This window comes from Larkinella knui, from assembly GCF_003858645.1.
Classification (GTDB): Bacteria; Bacteroidota; Bacteroidia; order Cytophagales; family Spirosomataceae; genus Larkinella; species Larkinella knui.
In genome coordinates, this window is sequence record NZ_RQJP01000004.1 from 605,659 (window position 1) to 626,381 (window position 20,723).

Annotated in this window: 13 protein-coding genes; 9 read left to right on the forward strand and 4 right to left on the reverse strand. The window is 49.3% G+C overall.

Features of this window, described 5'->3' with window-relative positions:
• Window positions 1-15 precede the first annotated feature (15 nt).
• The 4 genes from EHT87_RS20910 to EHT87_RS20925 all read left to right on the forward strand — a co-directional run bounded on the left by EHT87_RS20910 (window position 16) and on the right by EHT87_RS20925 (window position 5,142).
• The gene (locus tag EHT87_RS20910) at window positions 16-1,932 is read left to right on the forward strand and encodes a sensor histidine kinase (protein WP_124908605.1); all 1,917 of its coding nucleotides are present in this window, start codon (window positions 16-18) and stop codon (window positions 1,930-1,932) included.
• A 107-nt stretch (window positions 1,933-2,039) separates the two neighbouring features.
• Complete coding sequence (locus EHT87_RS20915; RefSeq protein ID WP_124908606.1) at window positions 2,040-2,735, forward strand: response regulator transcription factor; 696 nt, start codon at window positions 2,040-2,042, stop codon at window positions 2,733-2,735.
• A gap of 44 nt (window positions 2,736-2,779) precedes the next feature.
• Window positions 2,780-3,763 (forward strand): porphobilinogen synthase, encoded by a 984-nt coding sequence (gene hemB, locus EHT87_RS20920; RefSeq protein ID WP_124908607.1) that lies wholly within the window; start codon window positions 2,780-2,782, stop codon window positions 3,761-3,763.
• 44 nt (window positions 3,764-3,807) lie between these two features.
• On the forward strand, window positions 3,808-5,142 hold the full coding sequence (locus tag EHT87_RS20925; protein ID WP_124908608.1) for a dihydroorotase: 1,335 nt from the start codon (window positions 3,808-3,810) through the stop codon (window positions 5,140-5,142).
• A 54-nt stretch (window positions 5,143-5,196) separates the two neighbouring features.
• Here the strand turns inward: EHT87_RS20925 and EHT87_RS31650 are convergent, their stop codons facing one another.
• Window positions 5,197-5,400, reverse strand: a complete 204-nt coding sequence (locus tag EHT87_RS31650) for a hypothetical protein (RefSeq protein WP_124874053.1) — start codon at window positions 5,398-5,400, stop codon at window positions 5,197-5,199.
• A gap of 195 nt (window positions 5,401-5,595) precedes the next feature.
• On the opposite strand from EHT87_RS31650, the gene EHT87_RS20935 reads away from it, so the two are divergent.
• The 3 genes from EHT87_RS20935 (at window position 5,596) to EHT87_RS20945 (ending at window position 11,008) form a co-directional block, all read left to right on the forward strand.
• Window positions 5,596-6,948 (forward strand): BatD family protein, encoded by a 1,353-nt coding sequence (locus EHT87_RS20935; protein WP_185716300.1) that lies wholly within the window; start codon window positions 5,596-5,598, stop codon window positions 6,946-6,948.
• Between the two features lie 90 nt (window positions 6,949-7,038).
• Window positions 7,039-8,127 carry a chorismate synthase gene (gene aroC / locus EHT87_RS20940; protein WP_124908610.1) on the forward strand — a complete coding sequence of 363 codons (1,089 nt, stop codon included), beginning with the start codon at window positions 7,039-7,041 and terminating at the stop codon, window positions 8,125-8,127.
• A gap of 520 nt (window positions 8,128-8,647) precedes the next feature.
• A complete protein-coding gene (locus EHT87_RS20945) occupies window positions 8,648-11,008 on the forward strand; it encodes an ABC transporter permease (protein ID WP_124908611.1) in 2,361 nt (786 codons plus the stop codon).
• 461 nt (window positions 11,009-11,469) lie between these two features.
• Here EHT87_RS20945 and EHT87_RS20950 read toward each other — a convergent pair whose 3' ends face one another.
• The 3 genes from EHT87_RS20950 to EHT87_RS20960 all read right to left on the reverse strand — a co-directional run bounded on the left by EHT87_RS20950 (window position 11,470) and on the right by EHT87_RS20960 (window position 15,443).
• Window positions 11,470-13,872, reverse strand: a complete 2,403-nt coding sequence (locus EHT87_RS20950; RefSeq protein WP_124908612.1) for an ABC transporter permease — start codon at window positions 13,870-13,872, stop codon at window positions 11,470-11,472.
• Window positions 13,873-14,384: 512 nt separating this feature from the next.
• Window positions 14,385-14,822, reverse strand: coding sequence for a hypothetical protein (locus EHT87_RS20955; protein WP_124908613.1), 438 nt, complete (start codon window positions 14,820-14,822; stop codon window positions 14,385-14,387).
• A gap of 303 nt (window positions 14,823-15,125) precedes the next feature.
• Window positions 15,126-15,443: a hypothetical protein gene (locus tag EHT87_RS20960; RefSeq protein WP_124908614.1), complete on the reverse strand. Its 318-nt coding sequence runs from the start codon at window positions 15,441-15,443 to the stop codon at window positions 15,126-15,128.
• Window positions 15,444-16,431: 988 nt separating this feature from the next.
• Here EHT87_RS20960 and EHT87_RS20970 point away from each other — a divergent pair.
• Both EHT87_RS20970 and EHT87_RS20975 read left to right on the forward strand, forming a co-directional pair.
• Window positions 16,432-19,452: a hybrid sensor histidine kinase/response regulator gene (locus EHT87_RS20970; RefSeq protein WP_124908616.1), complete on the forward strand. Its 3,021-nt coding sequence runs from the start codon at window positions 16,432-16,434 to the stop codon at window positions 19,450-19,452.
• 236 nt (window positions 19,453-19,688) lie between these two features.
• A complete protein-coding gene (locus tag EHT87_RS20975) occupies window positions 19,689-20,720 on the forward strand; it encodes an FAD:protein FMN transferase (RefSeq protein WP_124908617.1) in 1,032 nt (343 codons plus the stop codon).
• Window positions 20,721-20,723 lie beyond the last annotated feature (3 nt).

The window sequence follows — 20,723 nt, forward strand, 5'->3', positions numbered from 1 at the left end:
CAGGAGGAATAAAAAATGACAAAACAACGCATACGCTGGATTGCCGTGCTGATGACAGTGGGCTTGCTGGGCCTGATTTTCCTGCAACTTTACTGGATTAACAATGCGCTGTCGTTGCAGAAAGAACAATTTGATTCCAAAGTAACCGACGGTTTGCAGGAAGTGGTGCGAACGCTCGAGCGGCAGGAGATTCTTTATCTGGCCCGGCAGCGCATGAATCAGCAACAGCAGCAGCGCCAGCTGATGGCTATTTCCCGACCTGCATTGGGTAAACAATCGGTACCGAATCGCGGGCAACTGGCCAGCATTACCAACCGGTTTTCCCGGAAAAAACGCGCCGGGGATTTTCTGGCCAGTGAACTGAAAAAGACCAAGCCGATCGTATCAGAGCCGGAAAGCACGAACAGTACGGTTCCGGTGAGCGTCTGGCAGCAAACCCAGGTTTCGCCTTCCGACGCCCTGCACTCGGACTTTCAAAAACTGTCGGATGTGCAGCAGAAACATTTTGAGGATCTGGTTCGGCAGCAGGATGCGCTGGGGCCGGATGAACTGTGGGATTTGCAGCTTCAGCAGCAACGGCATTTCAATACACTGGTCGATCAGGTATTTGAACGCCAGTTGCGGTTGATGTACGCCCAGCCGGACAGTACCCTGATCGTTCAGAGTGCCGTGAAGAAGCAGGAAATCGCCCGCAAATTTCGCCCGAAGCGGAAAATCCCGGTCTTGCCGACGCCACCCGTTGCGGCTTCTTCGTCCAACCTAGGGCTGCAGAAAGTGGAACAGCAATCGGAAATGGTCAAAGGCGTGGTGCGGGATTTACTGTTTGCCAGTCGGCCCATCGAGAGCCGCGTCAATCGGACGTTACTGGATTCGTTGTTGAAAGAAGCCATTGCCGAGCGGGGAATTACCATTCCGTTTGAATACGGCGTCCGAACGAATGTGGGCATTGGCCTAGCCAAACCGCATCTGTTGTTTGCATCACACTCCGACAAGCAGATAACGGGCAAAAAGAAGATTTATAAAGCCGTGCTGTTTCCGAATAATTTCCTTGAAAAAGGGAATTACGTATACATATATTTCCCGGATCAGCAGCAGTTTATCCTGCGGAAAATGAGTGCCGTTCTGGCGGGTTCGGCGGTGTTGGTGCTGGTGATTATTGCTTGTTTTTATGTGGCCATCAGCACCATTCTGCGGCAGAAAAAACTGGCTGATATCAAAAATGATTTCATCAATAACATGACGCACGAGTTCAAAACACCTATTTCGACCATTTCACTGGCCGTCGAAATGGCGCAGGAACAACTCAGCCACGGTATTGACCAGTCGGAAGAACCGGCCACACGCCTGACGCGCTACATGGGTATTATCCGTGACGAAACCCGACGGTTGGGTACGCACGTGGAGAAGGTGCTGCAAATGGCGCTGCTCGACCGGACGACGGCGGGCCGGGGTTCGGTTCAGCTCAAACTTTCTTCCGTGAATATTCACGATACGATTGGCAATGTTCTGAATACGATTGGGATACAGATCGAACAAAAGGAAGGCGAAGTTCATCTGGATTTCGAGGCTGCCGACGAAATCGTGGAAGCCGACGAGGTGCACCTGAGCAACATTCTGTATAATCTGCTGGACAACGCCATTAAATACTCGCCCGAAAAACCGGACATTACCATTCGGACGCGAAATGTGGAAAATGGCGTCAGCATCACCGTAGCCGATCACGGAATTGGCATGACAAAAGACCAGGTGAGCCGGATTTTTGAGAAATTTTACCGCGTCCCAACGGGAAACCTGCACGATGTCAAAGGGTTTGGCCTGGGACTGAGTTACGTCAAGAAAATGGTTGAAGAACACCACGGTTCCATCCGGGTTACCAGCCAGTTGGGAAAAGGAAGTTCATTTGAAGTAATTTTGCCATACCAACACACTTAAACCCTCTGATAAACCCTGATTTCCTCTGATAAACTCTGTGAAATAGCTTTTAATTGTTCCACAGGGTTTATCAGAGAAAATCAGAGAAAATCAGAGGAAAATCCAAGATGCCTAAACTCTTACTGGTTGAAGATGACCCAAATCTGGGAATGTTGTTGCAGGAATACCTGACCTCGAAAGGCTACGATACCGATCTGGCTACCGACGGCAATCAGGGCTGGCAGCGGTTTGTCGACCATGCCTATGATCTGTGTCTGTTTGACGTCATGCTCCCGAAAAAAGACGGTTTTTCGCTGGCGAAGGAAGTGCGGATGTCGGGCCGGGATGTGCCGATTATTTTTCTGACGGCCAAATCGATGAAAGAAGATACCATCCAGGGCTTCCGGATTGGCGCCGACGACTACATGACCAAACCGTTCAGCATGGAAGAATTGCTCCTCCGGATTCAGGCCATTCTCCGGCGCTATCACAAAACCGATGAAACGCAGCAGCCGGTTTCCTACCAGATTGGCTCTTTTTCGTTCGATTTTGCCCATCAGTTACTGACCCGAACGGGAGCCGATGGTGAACCGCAAGCCGTCAAGTTGACCAGCAAAGAAGCCGCTTTGCTGAAATTATTTGCCCAGAATAAAAACCAGCCACTCAGCCGAAGTTTTGCCCTTAAGCTGATCTGGGGTGACGATTCGTACTTTAACGCCCGCAGCATGGACGTTTACATCACCAAACTCCGCAAATACCTGAAAGACGATGAGGCTGTCCAGATCGTTAACCTGCACGGCGAAGGATTTAAACTGATGGCGTAACGTTGACGTGTGTTATCTTTGCAGCAGAAATCTAAAATCGCGTTATGCTACGAAGACCACGCAGAAATAGAAAATCGCCCGTGATCCGGGAACTGGTACAGGAAAACTCGCTGTCGCTCTCCGACCTGATTTATCCCATGTTCGTGATGGAAGGCGAAGGCGTTCGTTCCGAAATTACGTCGATGCCGGGTGTCGCCCGGTTTTCGCTCGACCTGCTGCTCGAAGAAATGCAGGAATGTGTCGACCTGGGCCTGCGGACTTTCGCCTTGTTTCCCAATTTGCCTGAAAGTAAAAAAGATAAATACGCTACCGAAAGCCACAATCCCGAGGGCTTGTATCTGCAAGCCGTTAAAGCCATCAAGACCCGGTTTCCCGACATTGCGTTGATGACCGATGTGGCGATGGACCCGTACAGTTCCGACGGGCACGACGGTATTGTGGAAGAAGGCCCGAACGGTTTTGAGGTGGTCAATGACCAGTCGCTGGTGGTGCTGGGAAAAATGGCGCTGGCGCAGGCGCGGGCCGGTGCCGACATCATCGGGCCATCGGACATGATGGACGGACGCATCGGGTACATCCGCGAACTGCTCGACAGCGAAGGATTTACCAACGTTTCGATCATGGCCTATACCGCCAAATACGCCGGTGCGTTTTATGGCCCGTTCCGGGATGCACTTGATTCGGCTCCGCGGTTTGGCGACAAGAAAACCTACCAGATGAACCCCGCCAACAGCCGCGAAGCCCTCATTGAAGCCGAGCTGGATTATGCCGAAGGAGCCGACTTCCTGATGGTAAAACCAGCCATGGTGTATCTGGACATCATCAAACTGCTGAGCGAGAATTTTGATCTGCCGATTGCCGCCTACAACGTCAGTGGCGAATATGCGATGGTTAAAGCCGCAGCCGCCAACGGCTGGCTCGACGGCGAACGCGCCATGCTCGAAATTCTGACGGCCATGAAACGGGCGGGAGCCAAAATCATCCTGACGTATTTTGCGAAGGAAGTCGCCCAACTCCGGAAATCATAAGCTATTAAAAAACCGGTAGCGGGAGAGGCTACTACTTTTACTGCATGAGCACACTTTTGATCCGTAACGCCCGGCTGGTAAACGAAGGCACCCTTCGCGAAACCGACGTGTATTGTAAAGATGGTTTTATCGAACAGATCGGTCCGGCTCTGAATCAGCGGGCGGAAACCGTCATTGATGCCAGGGGAAATTATCTGTTGCCGGGTGTCATCGACGACCAGGTGCATTTTCGCGAACCCGGTTTGACCCACAAAGCCACCATTCATTCGGAAGCGCGGGCCGCAGTGGCCGGGGGCGTCACGAGTTTTATGGAAATGCCCAATACCGTACCGAATGTGCTGACGCAGGAACTGCTGGCCCAGAAATACGAGATTGCCGCCCGGACGTCGCTCGCCAACTATTCGTTTTTTATGGGCGGTTCGAACGACAATCTGGCGGAAGTTTTGAAAACCGACCCGGAAACCGTCTGCGGCATCAAGATTTTCATGGGTTCGTCGACGGGCAATATGCTGGTCGATAATGTGAAGGTGCTGGAGGAGGTATTCCGGCAAAGCCCGATGCTGATTGCCACCCACTGCGAAGACGAAGCCACCGTTCGGGCCAACACGGTCCGCTACAAAGCGCAATACGGTGACGCAGCCACGGCGGCCATTCATCCGCTTGTGCGGAACGAAGAAGCCTGCCTGAAATCGTCGTCGCTGGCGGTTGAACTGGCCAGAAAGCACAACACCCGCCTGCATATTCTGCACATTTCGACGGCCGACGAACTGGCGTTGTTTGACAATACGGTTCCGTTGAAAGAAAAACGGATTACGGCCGAAGTCTGCGTGCATCACCTCTGGTTCGACGCTGACGATTACGAGCGGCTGGGTAACCTCATCAAGTGCAACCCGGCCATTAAAGCGCCATATCATAAGCCAAAACTCTGGCAGGCGCTGCTCGATGACCGGCTGGACATTATTGCCACCGATCACGCGCCCCATACCTGGGACGAAAAACAGCAACCCTACTGGCAGGCTCCCTCCGGTTTGCCCCTGGTGCAGCATCCGTTGCTGCTCATGCTGGAAGCGGTTCAGCAGGGGAAACTATCGCTGGAAAAGGTGGTGGAGAAAATGTGCCATGCCCCCGCCGACTGTTTTCAGATCGACCGGCGCGGGTATGTTCGGGAAGGCTACTGGGCCGATCTGGTGCTGGTTGATCCCAGTCAGAAGACCACCGTTGCCAAAGAAAATATTCAGTACCAATGCGGCTGGTCGCCGTTGGAGGGAACCGCTTTCAAGGCCGGAATTACGCACACCATTGTGTCAGGCCACGTGGCCTACGCGAATGGACAGTTCGATGAGACGGTTTTGGGTAAACGTTTGCGGTTTGTCCGGTAATGAAAAAGGCCGGCTTTTCAGCCGACCTTTTCTTTATCATTTAGTTAGCCCTTTTCAGGCAAGCTTTCGTCGGTAAAAACATCGGTTGAGAATGGATAAATATAAATTGCTAAATTTCTCATAACACCAGGATTTTAACTGTTTCACTTCCTCTGGTATCAGGAGACCGATGGCTTTTTTCAATTCCTTCTCAAACAATTTCTTGTCAAAGCTTACTTTCTGAAGGATTGTCTTGATGTACTCCAGCATTGTTGCCATACCACATACTACGGTTTTTTGGTTAGAGTTTTGAGGATCTACTCCACATTCAAAAGAGGTCGGCAGAATCGAAAAGGATTCGTCCGCATCTCCGAAATTGTAACGGATTCTAATTAGTTTTGTTGCTCAAATTTAGAGATGAAATTTTTAAAATTCCAATTATTAGTTGTATTATTTTTTTACGGCCCACTGAGCATGAAAGTGTTAGCTCAGGAGCCGTCTACTACGATTGATTTGGGAGAAACTGACATTTCTATCGAACGGCCCTTTACCATTTCTGTTATCATTAAAAACAGCGATTCCCGGCCAATTGTTAACTTTCCTTCGCTAAAAGGCTTCATCAAAAAAGGAACGACTACCAGTGTTTCTCCCGTTGAGATCAATGGGAAAACCGTTGTTTCACAGGTAATTACCCAATCATATACCTCTATACGTCCCGGACAGTACCGACTGCCGTCGTTTGAACTGGTGGTTGGTGAAACCACCGTCAAATCCGACGAGGTCGTTGTCACCGTCCGGCCGGGTGCAACGCCACCCGGTTCGGTCACCGCCGTTGCCGCGCCCCCGGAAGCGATTTCTAAAAATGACGTTTTTCTGGCGTTGAGCACCTCAAAAAGCGCGGTTTATACGGGTGAAGGATTTTCGCTAAAATTGTCTTTTTTTGTGGCCGAATCCTACCCGTTCGAGTTAACATTTTATGAACTCGATCAACAGTTACAACAACTTTTGAAAACATTACGCCCCGCCAATTGCTGGGAAGAAAACGAAGGAATTACGGATCTGTCGCGCCATCCGGTTTTCTTCAACGGCAAACGATACGCCGAATACCGCATTTACCAGGCCACCTTTTTTCCCCTAAACCGGCAGTCTATCCAAATTCCGTCCGTAAGCCTGAAATTGTTGCAATACCGCCCGGCCACCAAACCGGGTGATGAGCGCAGAAAAGAGATCGTCTCTTACCAGACCCGGCCTGTGTCGGTCCGGGTAACTCCCCTGCCTCCCCACCCGCTTCGCGATCAGGTGGCTGTCGGACAATACCGGCTGATTGAAACGAACTTGCGGAAAAACCCCGCCGTCGGGCAAAGTCTGCAGTATAAGTTCCGGATCACGGGCGAAGGCAACATTGCCTCATTACCGGCTCCACTGGTTCCTGATTCAACCACGTTTGATATTTTTCCACCCGCCGAAAAAGAAGTCATTGACCGCACCGGGGGGATTGTTTCGGGTTCTAAAACGTTCTCCTACGCGCTCGTTCCGCGCCAGAACGGGAACTTCCCGCTGGCAACCTATTTTCAGTGGATTTATTTTGACCTCAAACAACAGCGGTATGACACCCTGCGGTCGGCCATAACGTTGCGCGTAGGGGGAACGGCTTTGCCCGAAGGCGACACGGTTCGGGTAAGTTTGCCGGGATCCATTTACACCGGGATTGAACGGACCGATAGTTCGCGCCAGCCGATTAATATGCAGGAAATGCTCCGATTGGTGGTAAATATCCTGCTGGTCGGCATGATTGTGGGAATGATGTATTTATTTTGGAGAAAATAAGATAGACAAGAGAGCTTAGACAAGAGAGTAAAGATTCTACGTCACTGTTTTTCTCACATCTCTTGTCTTACCTCTCACATCTGGAAAAAAATGAGCAGTACATACGGAACACTTTTTAAAATTGCCACTTTTGGCGAATCGCACGGTGCGGCTATCGGTGTCATCATCGACGGTTGCCCGGCCGGTTTGGAAGTTGATACACAATTCATTCAGTCTGAACTTGATCGCCGGAAACCGGGCCAGTCGCGCATTACGACCCAACGGCGGGAAAAGGACGAATTTCAGGTACTTTCCGGGATTTTTGAAGGAAAAACCGAGGGAACGCCCATTAGCCTGGTCATCTGGAACGAAGACCAGCGCAGCAAAGATTATTCGCACATCTCCCAGCAGTTTCGTCCGTCTCACGCCGATTATACGTATCAGCAAAAGTATGGCGTGCGCGATTACCGGGGCGGTGGCCGCAGTTCGGCCCGCGAAACGGCCGCCCGCGTGGCCGCCGGTGCGCTGGCCAAATTGCTGTTAAAGCAGCAGGGCGTCAGCATTCAGGCGTACGTATCGCAGGTGGGAAAACTGAAGCTCGAAATACCGTATCAGCAGCTGGAACTGGCCAAAGCCGAAGAGAACGCCGTTCGTTGTCCTGATCCGGAACTGGCGCAGCAAATGTTCGACTACATCGACGAAACCCGCAAGCAGGGCGACTCCATTGGCGGCATCGTTTCGTGCGTCATCACGGGCGCTCCGGCGGGTTGGGGTGAGCCGGTTTTTGATAAATTACACGCCGAACTGGGCAAAGCCATGTTGAGCATCAATGCCGTCAAAGGGTTTGAATACGGCAGCGGTTTTGCCGGCGTCGAACTCCACGGGTCGGAACATAACGATGAGTTTTACATAGAACCCGGCAACGAAACCGGGCGCGTTCGGACCAGGACCAATCATTCGGGCGGTATTCAGGGCGGTATTTCCAACGGGGAGGATATTTACTTTCGCGTGGCTTTCAAGCCCGTGGCGACCATCATGCAGGATCAGGACAGCGTGGACGTGAACGGCGATCCGGTGGTGGTTTCGGGCAAAGGACGACACGATCCCTGTGTGGTTCCGCGCGCCGTTCCCATCGTGGAAGCCATGGCCGCGCTGGTGCTGGCCGATTTTTATCTGCGGAATAAAGTGGCGAAGGTGTAAGTTTGAACAATATTTTAGGGGAGCGGTGTGCACAACCAGTTTATAACACTGAATTTTTTTTCGATAGCTGGCTGTTCGGCTAGCTCTGCCAATAGTGGAATTTCAATGAGTGAACAAACTGAGCTTCCTACTCGTAAGTTCTCATGTCCAGGTATGAAATAACGCAAATCGTTCGTCAACTGAAGCCCTCCTTTATTTCTGAGCCGCTTAGAGAGTAAAAACCGGGCGGTCATTTTTCTTCCTCTCTTTTCCCTTCCAACGTCATTCGTCGTCAGACCGGCTGATGGACGATGAGATCAAAACGCCAGGCCCAGTGCGTTTATGCGGTGGTGTTCCTGCCGTTGTTGCTCAAATTTTCCACATCTTATCCAGCGATAAAACAAAATACTCGTCTCAAAGCGGGGGCTGGCGAAACACTTACCAATTATAAACGATTTCGACCAAATTTCACAAATCTAAATTTTTATAATAATGGATCACTACCTTATTATACCTGATCACCACTCCACGATCTACCTCTATGTTACAAAACTACTTCAAAATCGCCTGGAGAAATCTACTGAAATACAAGCTGTTCTCCTTTATCAATATTCTGGGGTTAAGCCTGGCCATTCCTACCGCCTTGATGGGCTTAGTTCAGATCGTCAATTATTATGAGTTCGATAATTTCCACGAAGATGAGGAACGGATCGTCCGATTAATCACTGACGAAAAACGGAAAGATGGCGATATCATCAACTGGGCATCGAGCCCGGTTCCGCTGGCGTCGTATATCCGGGAACATGCAGTGGGCATTGAAAAGTCAGCCACCATCGTCAGGGATTTGAGCTGGGTGTTAAGTAATGGCATAAAGACAAAGAACAGTAATGCCATTTATACCAATGAGGCCTTTTTTCAGCTCTTTAAATTTCCGCTTGAAAAAGGCACTTATCCGATTGATCCGAACACGATGGTGTTAACCCATGAAACCGCCCGGTGGTTCTTTGGTGATACCAATCCCATTGGGAACATCCTGGAACACCCCACGCTCGGCAGCTTTAAAATTGTGGGCGTTTTGAAGCCGTTCAATAGCTTGAGAACCCAGTTCCGGACCGATGTCTTTGTCCCACTAACCACGTATCTGACCAGCAAAAACCCGGTCAATGACTGGTCTGCCCTGAATGCCCATACCTTCTTGAAACTGGCAAAAGGAATGACACCCGCCGACCTCGACCGGCAATTGTCAATAACCGACAGGGAAATCAATCACTTGCTTACTACAACAGCACCCGCTACACTGCATTTCAAAGCCCAATACCTGGCGGACATCTCACCGGCAAAAGCGATTTTAAAGAATGATCCCTATATCCAGGACATCCGAAGTATGTACGTTAATTTCGCTTTTCAGCTGATTATCCTGGTGCTCGCTTCCTTAAACTACATCAATCTGACCCTCGCCCGATCGATGAACCGAAGCCGCGAAGTGGGGGTACGGAAAGTGGCTGGTGCCACCAAATCCCAGTTGGTCCTGCAGTTTCTGGTCGAATCCGTCTTAATTTCGTATATAGCATTGGGGGTTGGTTTGCTCCTATTAGGGTGGATAAAAAATCAGATTCAGCTATCCTGGCTCACCTGGGACATCGACCATCTGGGTTACCTGATCCTGCTATTTTTCGTTTTCAACCTGATCCTGGGTTTAGCAGCCGGAGCTGCTCCCAGCTTTATTCTCTCCGCCTACCAGCCGGTAAAGGTGCTGAAAGGCACGATCGCGCCGACCGGTTTTGGGAAAATAGGCTTTCGGAAATCGTTGATCATCGTTCAGTTTACCATCGCCCTGGTCTATATTTTCTTTATCGGGCATCTGTATCATCAGGTAGATTACATGGCCACCGATAATGAAAATTACCACCGCAAGGATATACTCAATTTAAACATTGCCGGGAATCAGTATAAAACTTTCGCTGCCGATGTGCGTACGATCAAGGAAGTAGAAAAAATAGGGTACACCTCGCTGATGTTTGGCAATAAGCCAACCCAGGCCGGCATTAAAAAAGTAAAAAACGAGGTGTCGAATCCCGCTTTTTACTACGCTGTCGACCATCAGTTTGTTGAAAATATGGGCCTGCGGATCGTGGCGGGCAAAAATCTCATTCCCAGTAACGCCGACTTGCCGTCCCCCCTGATTCTGGTCAATCAGAAAGCCGTTGAAAAACTGAACCTGGGTTCGGAGCAGGAAGCGATTGGTAAACTCATCGTGTTAAATGACACTATATCAGCCACCATTATTGGGGTGGTCGCCAATTTCTGCCACTATGATTATGAAAGTAAGATCGAGCCGGTCGTTTTCCAGTACCGGCCTGCTTTATTCAAAGTCATGTGTTTAAAAACGAGCCCGGTCCGTGATCGCAGGGGCTTTGAAGCTACCCTGCGAAGCCAATGGATGAAATATACCCCTCACCAGGAAATGAACGCCTTGTGGCTGGATACCGATATGTACGAACGCTATTACCCCTACAATGAAATGCAATTCATGAATATCGAAGGCGTTGCCATTTTCGTCATTGCCATTTTAGGGCTAATCGGCATTCTTACCTACAGTTTAGAGAAACGGACCAAAGAAATCGGCATCCGAAAAGTAATCGGCGCCACAACTGTCGAAATCATTCGGATGATTTCGACAGAATTTATTAAACTACTGGCCATTGCCATTACCATTGCCATCCCCCTCGGGATCATCATTGGACGGTATATGAATAGTTTTTATGTATTCAATCAGGGGATAGGATACCTGACCATGTCCGGATTAGTAGCCGTCATCCTGGGAATTGCCTTAATGGCGGTTGGCTTCTTTTCTTGGCAGGCTGCACAAGCCAATCCGGCCAGAACCCTGAAGGCGGAGTAATCCCTGGATTCTATTCTCGATCACATACTCATGAAAAACATTCTCCTTCTCCTTTTTGCCTGGCAACGATGCCAACATTTGCCCAGATCACTGAAAAATTTGATGGCCCTGCCTCGAAGCCACCTTATACCCTGGCTATGGAGGGCTGGGGCACCATTTCGATGCTGGATTATATGGGCAAACGGCCCATGACATTGAATTTAATCGTGCACCTCTGAACCGATCATTTTCAACACTAGGCAAAGTGCTTGTCTTGGATCAGGATAGCGGTTTAGAAAATGGGTGAAACCAGACTTAAATTGATGCTAATCGATTATAACGGTTCAATTAGTTCGTTCACACACCACCGCTCGTAGATACATAGACGCTATTTACTGGAGGATCTTGTCAAGGATACGTTGTCTCACAAGGAGCGTTTTTCTACCATTCCTCAATAGGCATGTCGTTCCTTTATCGTTTGATCATTCCGTCCGCAGACTATCCGTTGGATTGGCTTGAGCGGCCCGATATGTTCTTAGGCCGATGGTCAGCCCACCCAGCAGCAACAGCAGACCAACACACAGTCCAAACGTTTCCAAACCAATAGTTACCCGGTACGCAAAATTGCGCAGCAGGGCCGTGCCTGCCAGATAACCCAGCGGGTAGGCCAGCAACAGGGCCATCACCAGCAGCTTGCCAAATTCCCAGGAGAGGGTCGTAACGAGTTGCTGAACCGTAGCCCCCATCACTTTGCGAATTCCTACCTCCCTGGTCCGCAGTTGCAGGTTATACGTCACCATCCCCAATAGACCCAGGCTGGCGATGGAGAGCGAGAGGCCAATGAGAACCGCTAAGAAATCAGTATACGGGCTGTTGTCGTACTTGGTGGACAAATAGTCATTATACCATTCCCCCAGAAACGGTTCGTACGGCAACTGGCGCTGCCAAATTCGTTTCGTTTCCGCCAGCACCATTTGTTCGGTTCCTGCAGTTACCGCCAGGCTGAGATACCGAAACCGATCGGGCTGGTACTCCATCACCAGGGGTTGAATGGGTTGAGCCAGAAAGGAGAATCGGAAATTCTTCAGCACCCCCGCCACTTGTACTTCGACGCTATCATTCAGCCAGAGCGCACGCCCGATCGCATCGCCTGGGAAACCCAGGTGAAATGCCCGGACCGCTTCTTCATTAATCAGGATGAAGCGAGAGGCCGACCGTCGCGAAGTCAAACCCGCCGGGCGGGGAAAGTTACGGCCCGCTACCAGCGATAAACCCATGGTCTGCACAAAACTGGAATCAATGTCCACCACGATCGCCTGGGTAGAGTCCTGACTGGCTCGATTGCTCCGGACGTAGCGGATCTGGTTCAGCTCGCTTAACAGCGCCGAAGAAGCACTAACGCCTTCAACACCCGCCACCTGACTGAGTGCCTGAATCAGACTTGACCGGGGAGGGGCATCGAGCGGAAGGGTTAAGAGCCGCTCCCGCCGAAACCCGTAGTCGGCGGTGGATAAGAAATGAAACTGTCGGTATAAAGTCACCAACAGGATCATGGCGACGAGCGAGACGATAAACTGGGCGACAATCAAGGCTTTCCGAAACGAAAAGCCCCGGATTACGCGCAGGCCGGAAAAGCTCCGGAATACCTGCGCGGGCTCAAACCCGGACAGGATTCGGGCTGGCACCCAGCCGGCCAGCATCCCCGCCAGCAGGGCAAAGCCCAGGAATAACAGCCACACCTGAAGGTCCCAGGCCTGACCGGAAATCAGCCACAATTGCACGGCGGGAAGGGGACGGATCAGTATAGCCATGCCGTACGCCAGACCTACGGCCAGCAGAGCTACCACGACGGATTCGGCCATGAATTGGCTCATGACCTGCCACCGTAACGCCCCGACGGCCTTGCGTATGCCCACCTCCCGAACCCGGCTGATGGACCGGGCTAGGGTTAGGTTCACGTAATTAAAACCGGCCAGCAGCAGGGTGATCAAACCAATCAGAAACTCCACCGCCAATTCGGCATAACTTTTTTCATTGACCATCCGCTCCCTGAGTTGTTCGGTAGCGGGCGACAATTGGGCCAGTGATTGCACCTGAAAGCGGTAGTCTACCTTCGGGGTAGCATGTACGCCCCCCGTCGCCCGCTTCAGCAACGATGGCAACACCTGTTGAAGGTGATCCCTCGTCGAGGCAGGTTTTACTAAGACGTACGTATACGCCTGCTTGTAGTACTGCCACTGCCATACCTGGGAAGACCCTCGTTGGGTGATCTGCGGGAATGAGGCTATTGAAAAGAGAGCCTCAAATTTAAAGTGGGAATTCAGAGGTGGCTCCGCCAGGACGCCCGTAACTGTGACCAGACCCAGCGTTTTGTGCTGAAGAACCTTGCCAATGGGATCACTGGTTCCGAAAAACCGGAAAGCGGTTTTGGGAGTAATGACCACGGTCAAGGGGTCGGTGACCGGTCGGCCTCGCTCGATCCGAAACTGGAAGACGTTGAAAAACCCCGGATCAACGACGGCGGCATCGATCGCCAGTTGTTTGTCATTTGCCCGGAAGCTACGGTCAGGGATCATCCGGTTAAAGGGAATATAGCGAACGGCCTCTTCAATAAAGTCGTAGTCTTGCTTAAGGGCCGGAGCCAGCGACAGGGGCGTGGTCGCAGTCATAGCAGGGCCCTGGGTTCCATTTCTGACATCGGTAATGATGCGGTAAATGCGGTCTCGTTTGGGATGAAAGTTATCGTATTCGAAGACGACTTTGATGTGAGAGATGGTCAAAAAGCAGACCATCAATCCCGATGCAAAACCGAAGATGTTGATGGCGGAGAACAGTTTGTGTTTCCACAACTGCCGAAGAGCGATTTTAAGGTAATTCTGGAACATGCAACCGCGGTTATAGCCATAAACTTGATCCCAAATTACAATTCTTATGCATAGTTTTAATATAAATCTTTTTGCCTTTTAGTCCCTTTTGAGCTTTCTTTTCCCGATCCAGAGACAAAGCAAGGAGGTAGTAATCAAAAAGAGCAGTCGTTTAGATGGTATCCCGACTTGCTATTCTTAGGGATTTTTTAGGTGAACTTTCATTATCCATTGATTACCGTTTCTTTCCGTCACAACCTATTAGGGCAATAAAAGAAACCAGCTAGTTTCATTTTATAAACGAATCAGAGATACCATAACGTGAAGATTATTGTCTAAGTACAGGTAACGTTGCATTCGCAATTAGAATGCGTCAGCCATCAATACCGCAAAGACAATTTAACAGCAATTACCCTATCTATTCATCTGAAAAATTTTCCTGCCGAAGAAATAACTGAAAATAAATCTCCCTTGTAGTATATACGGCTTGACCTTCCAAAAGAACACGAAAAGGAAACCCTTTATCAATAGCGTTAGTACCGACGAACCAGAAATTGATACAGTGTCTCTACTCCTTTCTTGTTGATCCGACCGGGAGTCCAACGGGGCATTAAGGTACCAATCCGAGTCATTTCTTTTTTCAAGACCGGATCATTATTGTCGGAGGGGACCAAGCTGATCACTTTACCCTGTCCATCAATAGTAGCCGTTAGCCAAGTTTTCTTTCCAAGCTTGAGGGACGGATCGGCATCTCCGAAGTTTTCCAGAATGAAATCCACCAGCTTTTCTTCTCCACCAGGAAACGAAGGAGGAGATTGCGTTTCAATTGAAATTAATCCCATTGTGTTATAGGTAATAATGGGTTTCCCACTATTAAGTCCAGGTTGAGCCATCACATCGATTGAAATGGCCACCGAAATAAGGGCTCCGATCAGAGCGAGGTCGCGAAACGAAGGTAGGGTCATTTTCATATTTTATTCTGAAGATGCTAACCGATTCGACAGGGTTGCATCCATCTCAAATAAAAATTTGCCCTTATTTTTTTAGCTAATCAATTGGTCTGTTTAGTTAAATAAGCCTTTGAAAATAAAAACCGGCACCTTCTGCCGGTTAGTCTAACTTCTCGGTGGGTATCCAGTTGAATAAAAACCAAATGGAATGCTAAAGATGGCTTAAAAACTTAGCGAAACTGAAAATTGATAATAAGGGAAATCTTTTCGAAAACTGATCGGCAAATTAGGTCGGATTAACGCCATTCTTATTCCAGTAAGCTTTTATTGGTCTTGTGAAAATGGCACTTTTAAAAGGATATTAATGGTATTAAAAAACCAGGCGGTATAGGCATTTACGGTGCGGAGGTATAAATCAAAATCTCCTTTGTTGTAGAAAAGCAGGAGACTATTAAAATCGGTTGGCAGATCACTGCTAAGAGCCTGCCCGACAACGGTTTTGATTACGCGAATAAAGCGTTCTCTATCCTCGGTAGCAAAGGTCTGATTCCATTGAACGATGTGATTACCACCTATAAACCCGTAATTAGTAAAGGAAAACAAGAATTCGTTTAATTCTTCTTCAGACGCTAACCGTTTCATGATCCGTAAAGAGTAGGCAAGTGAGGTTTTTATAAACAAAACAAATGCCAATGTTACTTAAACGGTATTTGTAGTTACTCTTAACGAGTTTATTTTAGTTTACGAGACCATTTGCCCCTCAATTCTTTACATAAATGTCCGTTTTATCACTACACATTTATTAAAATTTGATGATTGATACCCAACGCGAGGATTACCAATAGTATTCTTTGTCGTTGAGAAGGTCTGGGATTTTAACGGCTTTATTGACTTTAATCAGGTCTCCCAGGTTTAAAGCCATAAACCGTCGTTTCGCATCGTGTCGATTAAGAGCGGCCAGATGCATATCGTGAACTTCCTCCCCTTTCCGATAAGTAATTTTATACTGCTTCGTCGGCACGGCTTTTAATTATCAAATGATACCTGGGCAGTTTGACAATCAATTAAGGTGCCGGTTTAAGAAAGTAATAAAAAAACTACTAGTTGAGCCTATAGGGATGGATAGTTCATTGTCCTCTAAAAACAAACCCCGGCCCATCACCCCACCTTCCGCACCCTGTTTACCCATTATCTCATCCCGCACCGGGCCGTGTAGTCTTTCCGTTCTTACTCTGTCCATGAGCGTACAGAAACGGTCAGTTTTCTTAAACCGGGTAACGCTCATTAAACCATACCCAACCGCAGTTCTTCCAACGGGCTAAACCACCGAAATGAATCCAAAAACGGCTTGGTTTTTGCTCCATTCTATCCAGCACTTCCAAAAAACTCTCCGTCAAACGACGCGAATCGGTGTAGTAGACGAAAAACAAATCATTTCCAACGGCAGACAAGGCAGGGTTCTAAAATAAGGTCCCCGGTTTTGCAGGCAGGATTTAGTTCAGGCAATTCACCGTTTTCGAAACCTCGATAGCAGGCAATAAAACCTGGCCTTTCCCCGCCAGGTAGCCTGCCTGAAGGCTACCAATAGCTTAAATGAAACAGTTCTAGTTCATCTCATTTACTGTCAAGCATGAGAAACCAAAACCCTCGTTCACCCGTCTACATCCAGGGTTCCAAATGGTTAGCCTGGCAGCCTGCCTTTGCTATCAGTATCGTATTGGCCGCCGTAGTAATCACCTACCAAGCTGCCCAGAATGCGACTCTTTTTTTAACCATTCTAGCCTTTGATCTTTTGATTCTGGCTGCAACAATCGCAGGTTTTCTTATGCAGCGGGCGATGCGTTCAATGGTAGATTCGTACCAACAGGATATGCTACAAGTCCAGGAATCAAAGGCCACCCTGCAGACTTCGCATGATACTCTGGAAGAATTAATCAATATCAGTCCCATGGTTTTGTCGATTGTTGAACCCTGGGGGCATTTCAAAGGCATTTACTTTTCCAGCAATACCCGTGAGGTGTTAGGGTATGAAGCTGTTGATTTCTATCAAGACGGGTTCTGGTTTGCCAGAATCCATCCTGATGATGTCAATACGGTTATTGAGTCAATCGATTTAGGCCTTGAAAAAGGTCATTCAAAACACGAATGTCGATTTTTGGATCAGGCAGGTACCTGGAGATGGGTCCACTACGAGGTAGTCAAAGTGGAGCGGGATGCCCAGGGCAGGCCCCTGAAGCTGATCGGAGCGATCATGAATATTTCCGAGCAGAAAGCTACGCATAAATTCATGGTTAAAAGTGAAGAACGATTCTCACTAGCCTTCAAAGCCACAAAAGATATCGTGTACGACTGGAGCTTCAAAGATGAAGGGATCTGGTATAGTGATCAAATCCATGAAGCCTTCGGCTATCCCCGAACAACCCTTTTTAACCTGGATTGGGCCAGAACAAAGGTACATCCCGATGACCATGACCTGCTGTTTACATCCATTGAATCTACGTTGAGAGAACAGCGTGATAACTGGTCTGGCGAGTACCGGTTCCAGATGGCCAATGGCGAATACGCGTCTATATTAGACCGCGGGTTCGCGGTGTATGGGTCGAACGGTGCCCCGGAACGATGGATCGGTTGCATGTCCAATATCTCCGTGTTAAAGCAAACCGAAGCGGAGTTACGGGCCGCCAAGGTGAAGGCCGAAGAATCGGTTAAGTTGAAAAGCGAGTTCCTGGCGAACATGAGCCACGAAATTCGCACGCCTTTAAATGGGATGATTGCCATGACGGAAATGATCCAGGAAACCGATTTGTCAGTGGATCAACGCCGTTATCTGGATATTATCAGTCGTTCTTCGGAAACCCTGTTGGCACTGATTAACGATATTCTTGATTTTTCAAAAATAGATGCGGGCAAATTAGAGATAGCACCCGTAGCATTTTCTCTTCGAGATGAGATTCCGAAAGGTTTAGCCTCGCTGGCCCTTAAGGCCTCCTTAAAGAAACTCGAATTTTTGTATCGGATCAACGAAGATGTACCGGATCAATTGATTGGTGACGTGTACCGCATTCAACAGATCATTGCCAACCTGGCGGGCAATGCCATCAAATTTACTGAAAAAGGAGAAGTAGTGATCAGCTTTGCCCTTGACCATGTAGAGGGAAAGTGGGCCATGCTCCATTGTTCGGTATCAGATACCGGTATCGGCATACCCGCCGAGAAAGTAGGGCAGATTTTTGAAGAGTTCATTCAGGTAGATGGAACGACGACTCGTCAGTATGGAGGAACCGGTTTAGGCCTGGCCATTACCAAACGTCTGGTGGAAGTGATGGAGGGAACGGTTTGGATCGAAAGTAGAGAAGGGGCGGGAAGTACATTTCACTTTACACTGAAGCTGGAAGTTCAACCCGTGGAGTTTCCCCGCAAACCGCTCAAAAACCGGGATATGAAAAACATGGAAGTACTGATTGTGGAAGATAATCATTCGGCCCGGCAGTACGCCACTGAAGTCATTACCCAGTTTGGAATGTCGCCCGTCGCGGTGGCAACGGGCGAAGAGGCCTTAAGTCATTTATACCGGGCTGCAGGTGCTGGCAAACCTGTTCCGCTGATGCTGCTAGATATTTCCCTTTCCGGTGAGTTGGATGGCTATGATGTGGCTGATTCGGTTATCAATGATCGAAGCCTGCAGCAAACGGCCATTGTGGTGATCTCGATGTCTCAAAAAGTCAGTGATCGGGAGCGGTTTGGGCAGTTGGGAATCCAGGATTTCCTTTCCAAGCCCTTTAGTCAATCCGATTTATTCGACAGTATTCAGAACCTTTTTGCGGTAAAAAGAGCCGAAGCATTCGCCCCCGTACAGGATCCAAATCCGGTAATTGCCCCGGAAAAGGCGCCCCTTTCAACCTTAAAGATTCTATTGGCCGAGGATAACCTCGTTAACCAGGAGGTAGCCCTGAGTATATTGGGCAAGTCGGGCCACCTTGTTACCGTGGCCAATAACGGTCAGGAAGCAGTAGCACTATTTCAGCAGCACCACTTTGATCTGATCCTGATGGATGTCCAAATGCCCCAAATGAATGGCTATGTAGCTACCGAAAAAATCCGACAGTTGGAAGGCCGTACGGGCAAACATATTCCGGTTATTGGTTTAACAGCCAACGCTATGAAAGGCGACCGGGAAAAATGCCTGGCTGCGGGCATGGATGACTATGTGAGCAAACCCATGCGGCTGAAAGACCTGACACACGCCTTATCAAAACTGCAACAGACGACTGTTTCTCAGTCGTCTGTTAAAAAGATCCGTTCAGCCGCCCTCTCAGTGGTCGACATTAGTGCCTTACTTGAATTGTTAGATGGAGATAAACACATGCTCGGGAAAATCCTGGCCATGATGCCCGAACAGGCAACGACCATCCTCAATACGCTGGATGAAGCTATTGTCCGAAGTGATATGAAAGGCATTCAGTTTGCTTCACATACCCTGAGAGGTCTGTGCCTTAATGCGGGCATGCAGATCGTTGCGGAAACCGCTGCCAGGATTGAGCTATACGCCCATGATGATCGGTTAACTGCGATACAGGGCCTGATGCCTCGACTAAAAGAGGAGGTTGCTGAGGCATTACAATCACTGGAACTCGTTCAGCGTCAGCTTTAACAACTACACTACTACTTCCCGCTTTTCCTTCTGTCTGCAAGGTCAGCGTCGTGCAACCAATAAGGGCCAAAATGTACGCACGGAGAAAATCGTTGCCCTTCAACAAGTCATTTTTCTTCCCCGACCGGAGTATTTCTTTTGGTACCCTTCTTAAAACCCACTTTCCCGCAGCCAGATGTAGTAAAATCCACGGCTGAAGAGTAGGTTTACTTACAATTACTACTGATTTGCCGTTTATGATTCGATACCACAAAATTCAAACTTTGCCGGGAATCCAGATTATTAGTTCAAACAGCGTCAGTGTTTTACTCATCCTCTTCACGCTGATCGGTTGGGCGACGTACGCTCGACCCCTTCAGCGCTATACTTTCGACCGCGGTTTGTTCGGAACCGAATTCCGCCAGATTTTTTACGCGCCCAACGACAGCGTCGCCGGGCTAGTCCGCCGGGCGGTCGATGCCCGGATGGATTCGCTCAACATCGTCATGAGTGATTACCTGGATGGCAGTGAAATCAACCGGCTGTCGGCCACGGCGGGCTCGGGCCAATGGGTTAAGGTGTCACCGGATTTGTTCGACGTATTGAGCCGGGCGGTTTTGATTGCCAAAGCTTCTGACGGTTTATTTGACCCCACGGTGGGGCCGTTGTCGCAACTTTGGCGACGAGCCGTTCGGCGCAGCGTTTTTCCGACAAAATCAGAACTTCGAAAAGCGCACCGTCTGGTCGATTACCGGTTGATCGAGTTGAAAAGGCCCCATTTAATCCGGTTAAAAAAACCGGGCATGCGGCTGGATGTCGGCGGTATTGGCCAGGGATATGCCGTCGATGAAGGGTTGAAAGTGCTCCGGCAGATGGGTATAAAATCGGCTTTGCTGGATATTGGGGGCGATATTCTGGTGGGCGATCCGCCACCGGGCGAACGCGGCTGGCGGATTTTGATCGGGGCCCAGACGGATACGACGACGTTGCTTTTGCGCAATGTAGGAATCACAACGTCAGGCGCTACCCATCGGTATCTGGACCACAACGGAAAGCGGTATTCGCACCTGATGAACCCGCGGACGGGGCTGGGACTGCTTCATCACGCTCAAACCACGGTTCTGGCACCGGACGGTACGCACGCTGACGCCTTGACAAAAGTGTTTAGCGTTGCGGGAATCCGGAAAAGCAAGCAGTTGGTGAAGCGGTTTCCGGGTGTCATCGTCTGGCTGACGGAAGAACGGAAAGGGACGTTAACAAGCTGGACGTCAAGACAAAAGGCCGGGTAGATT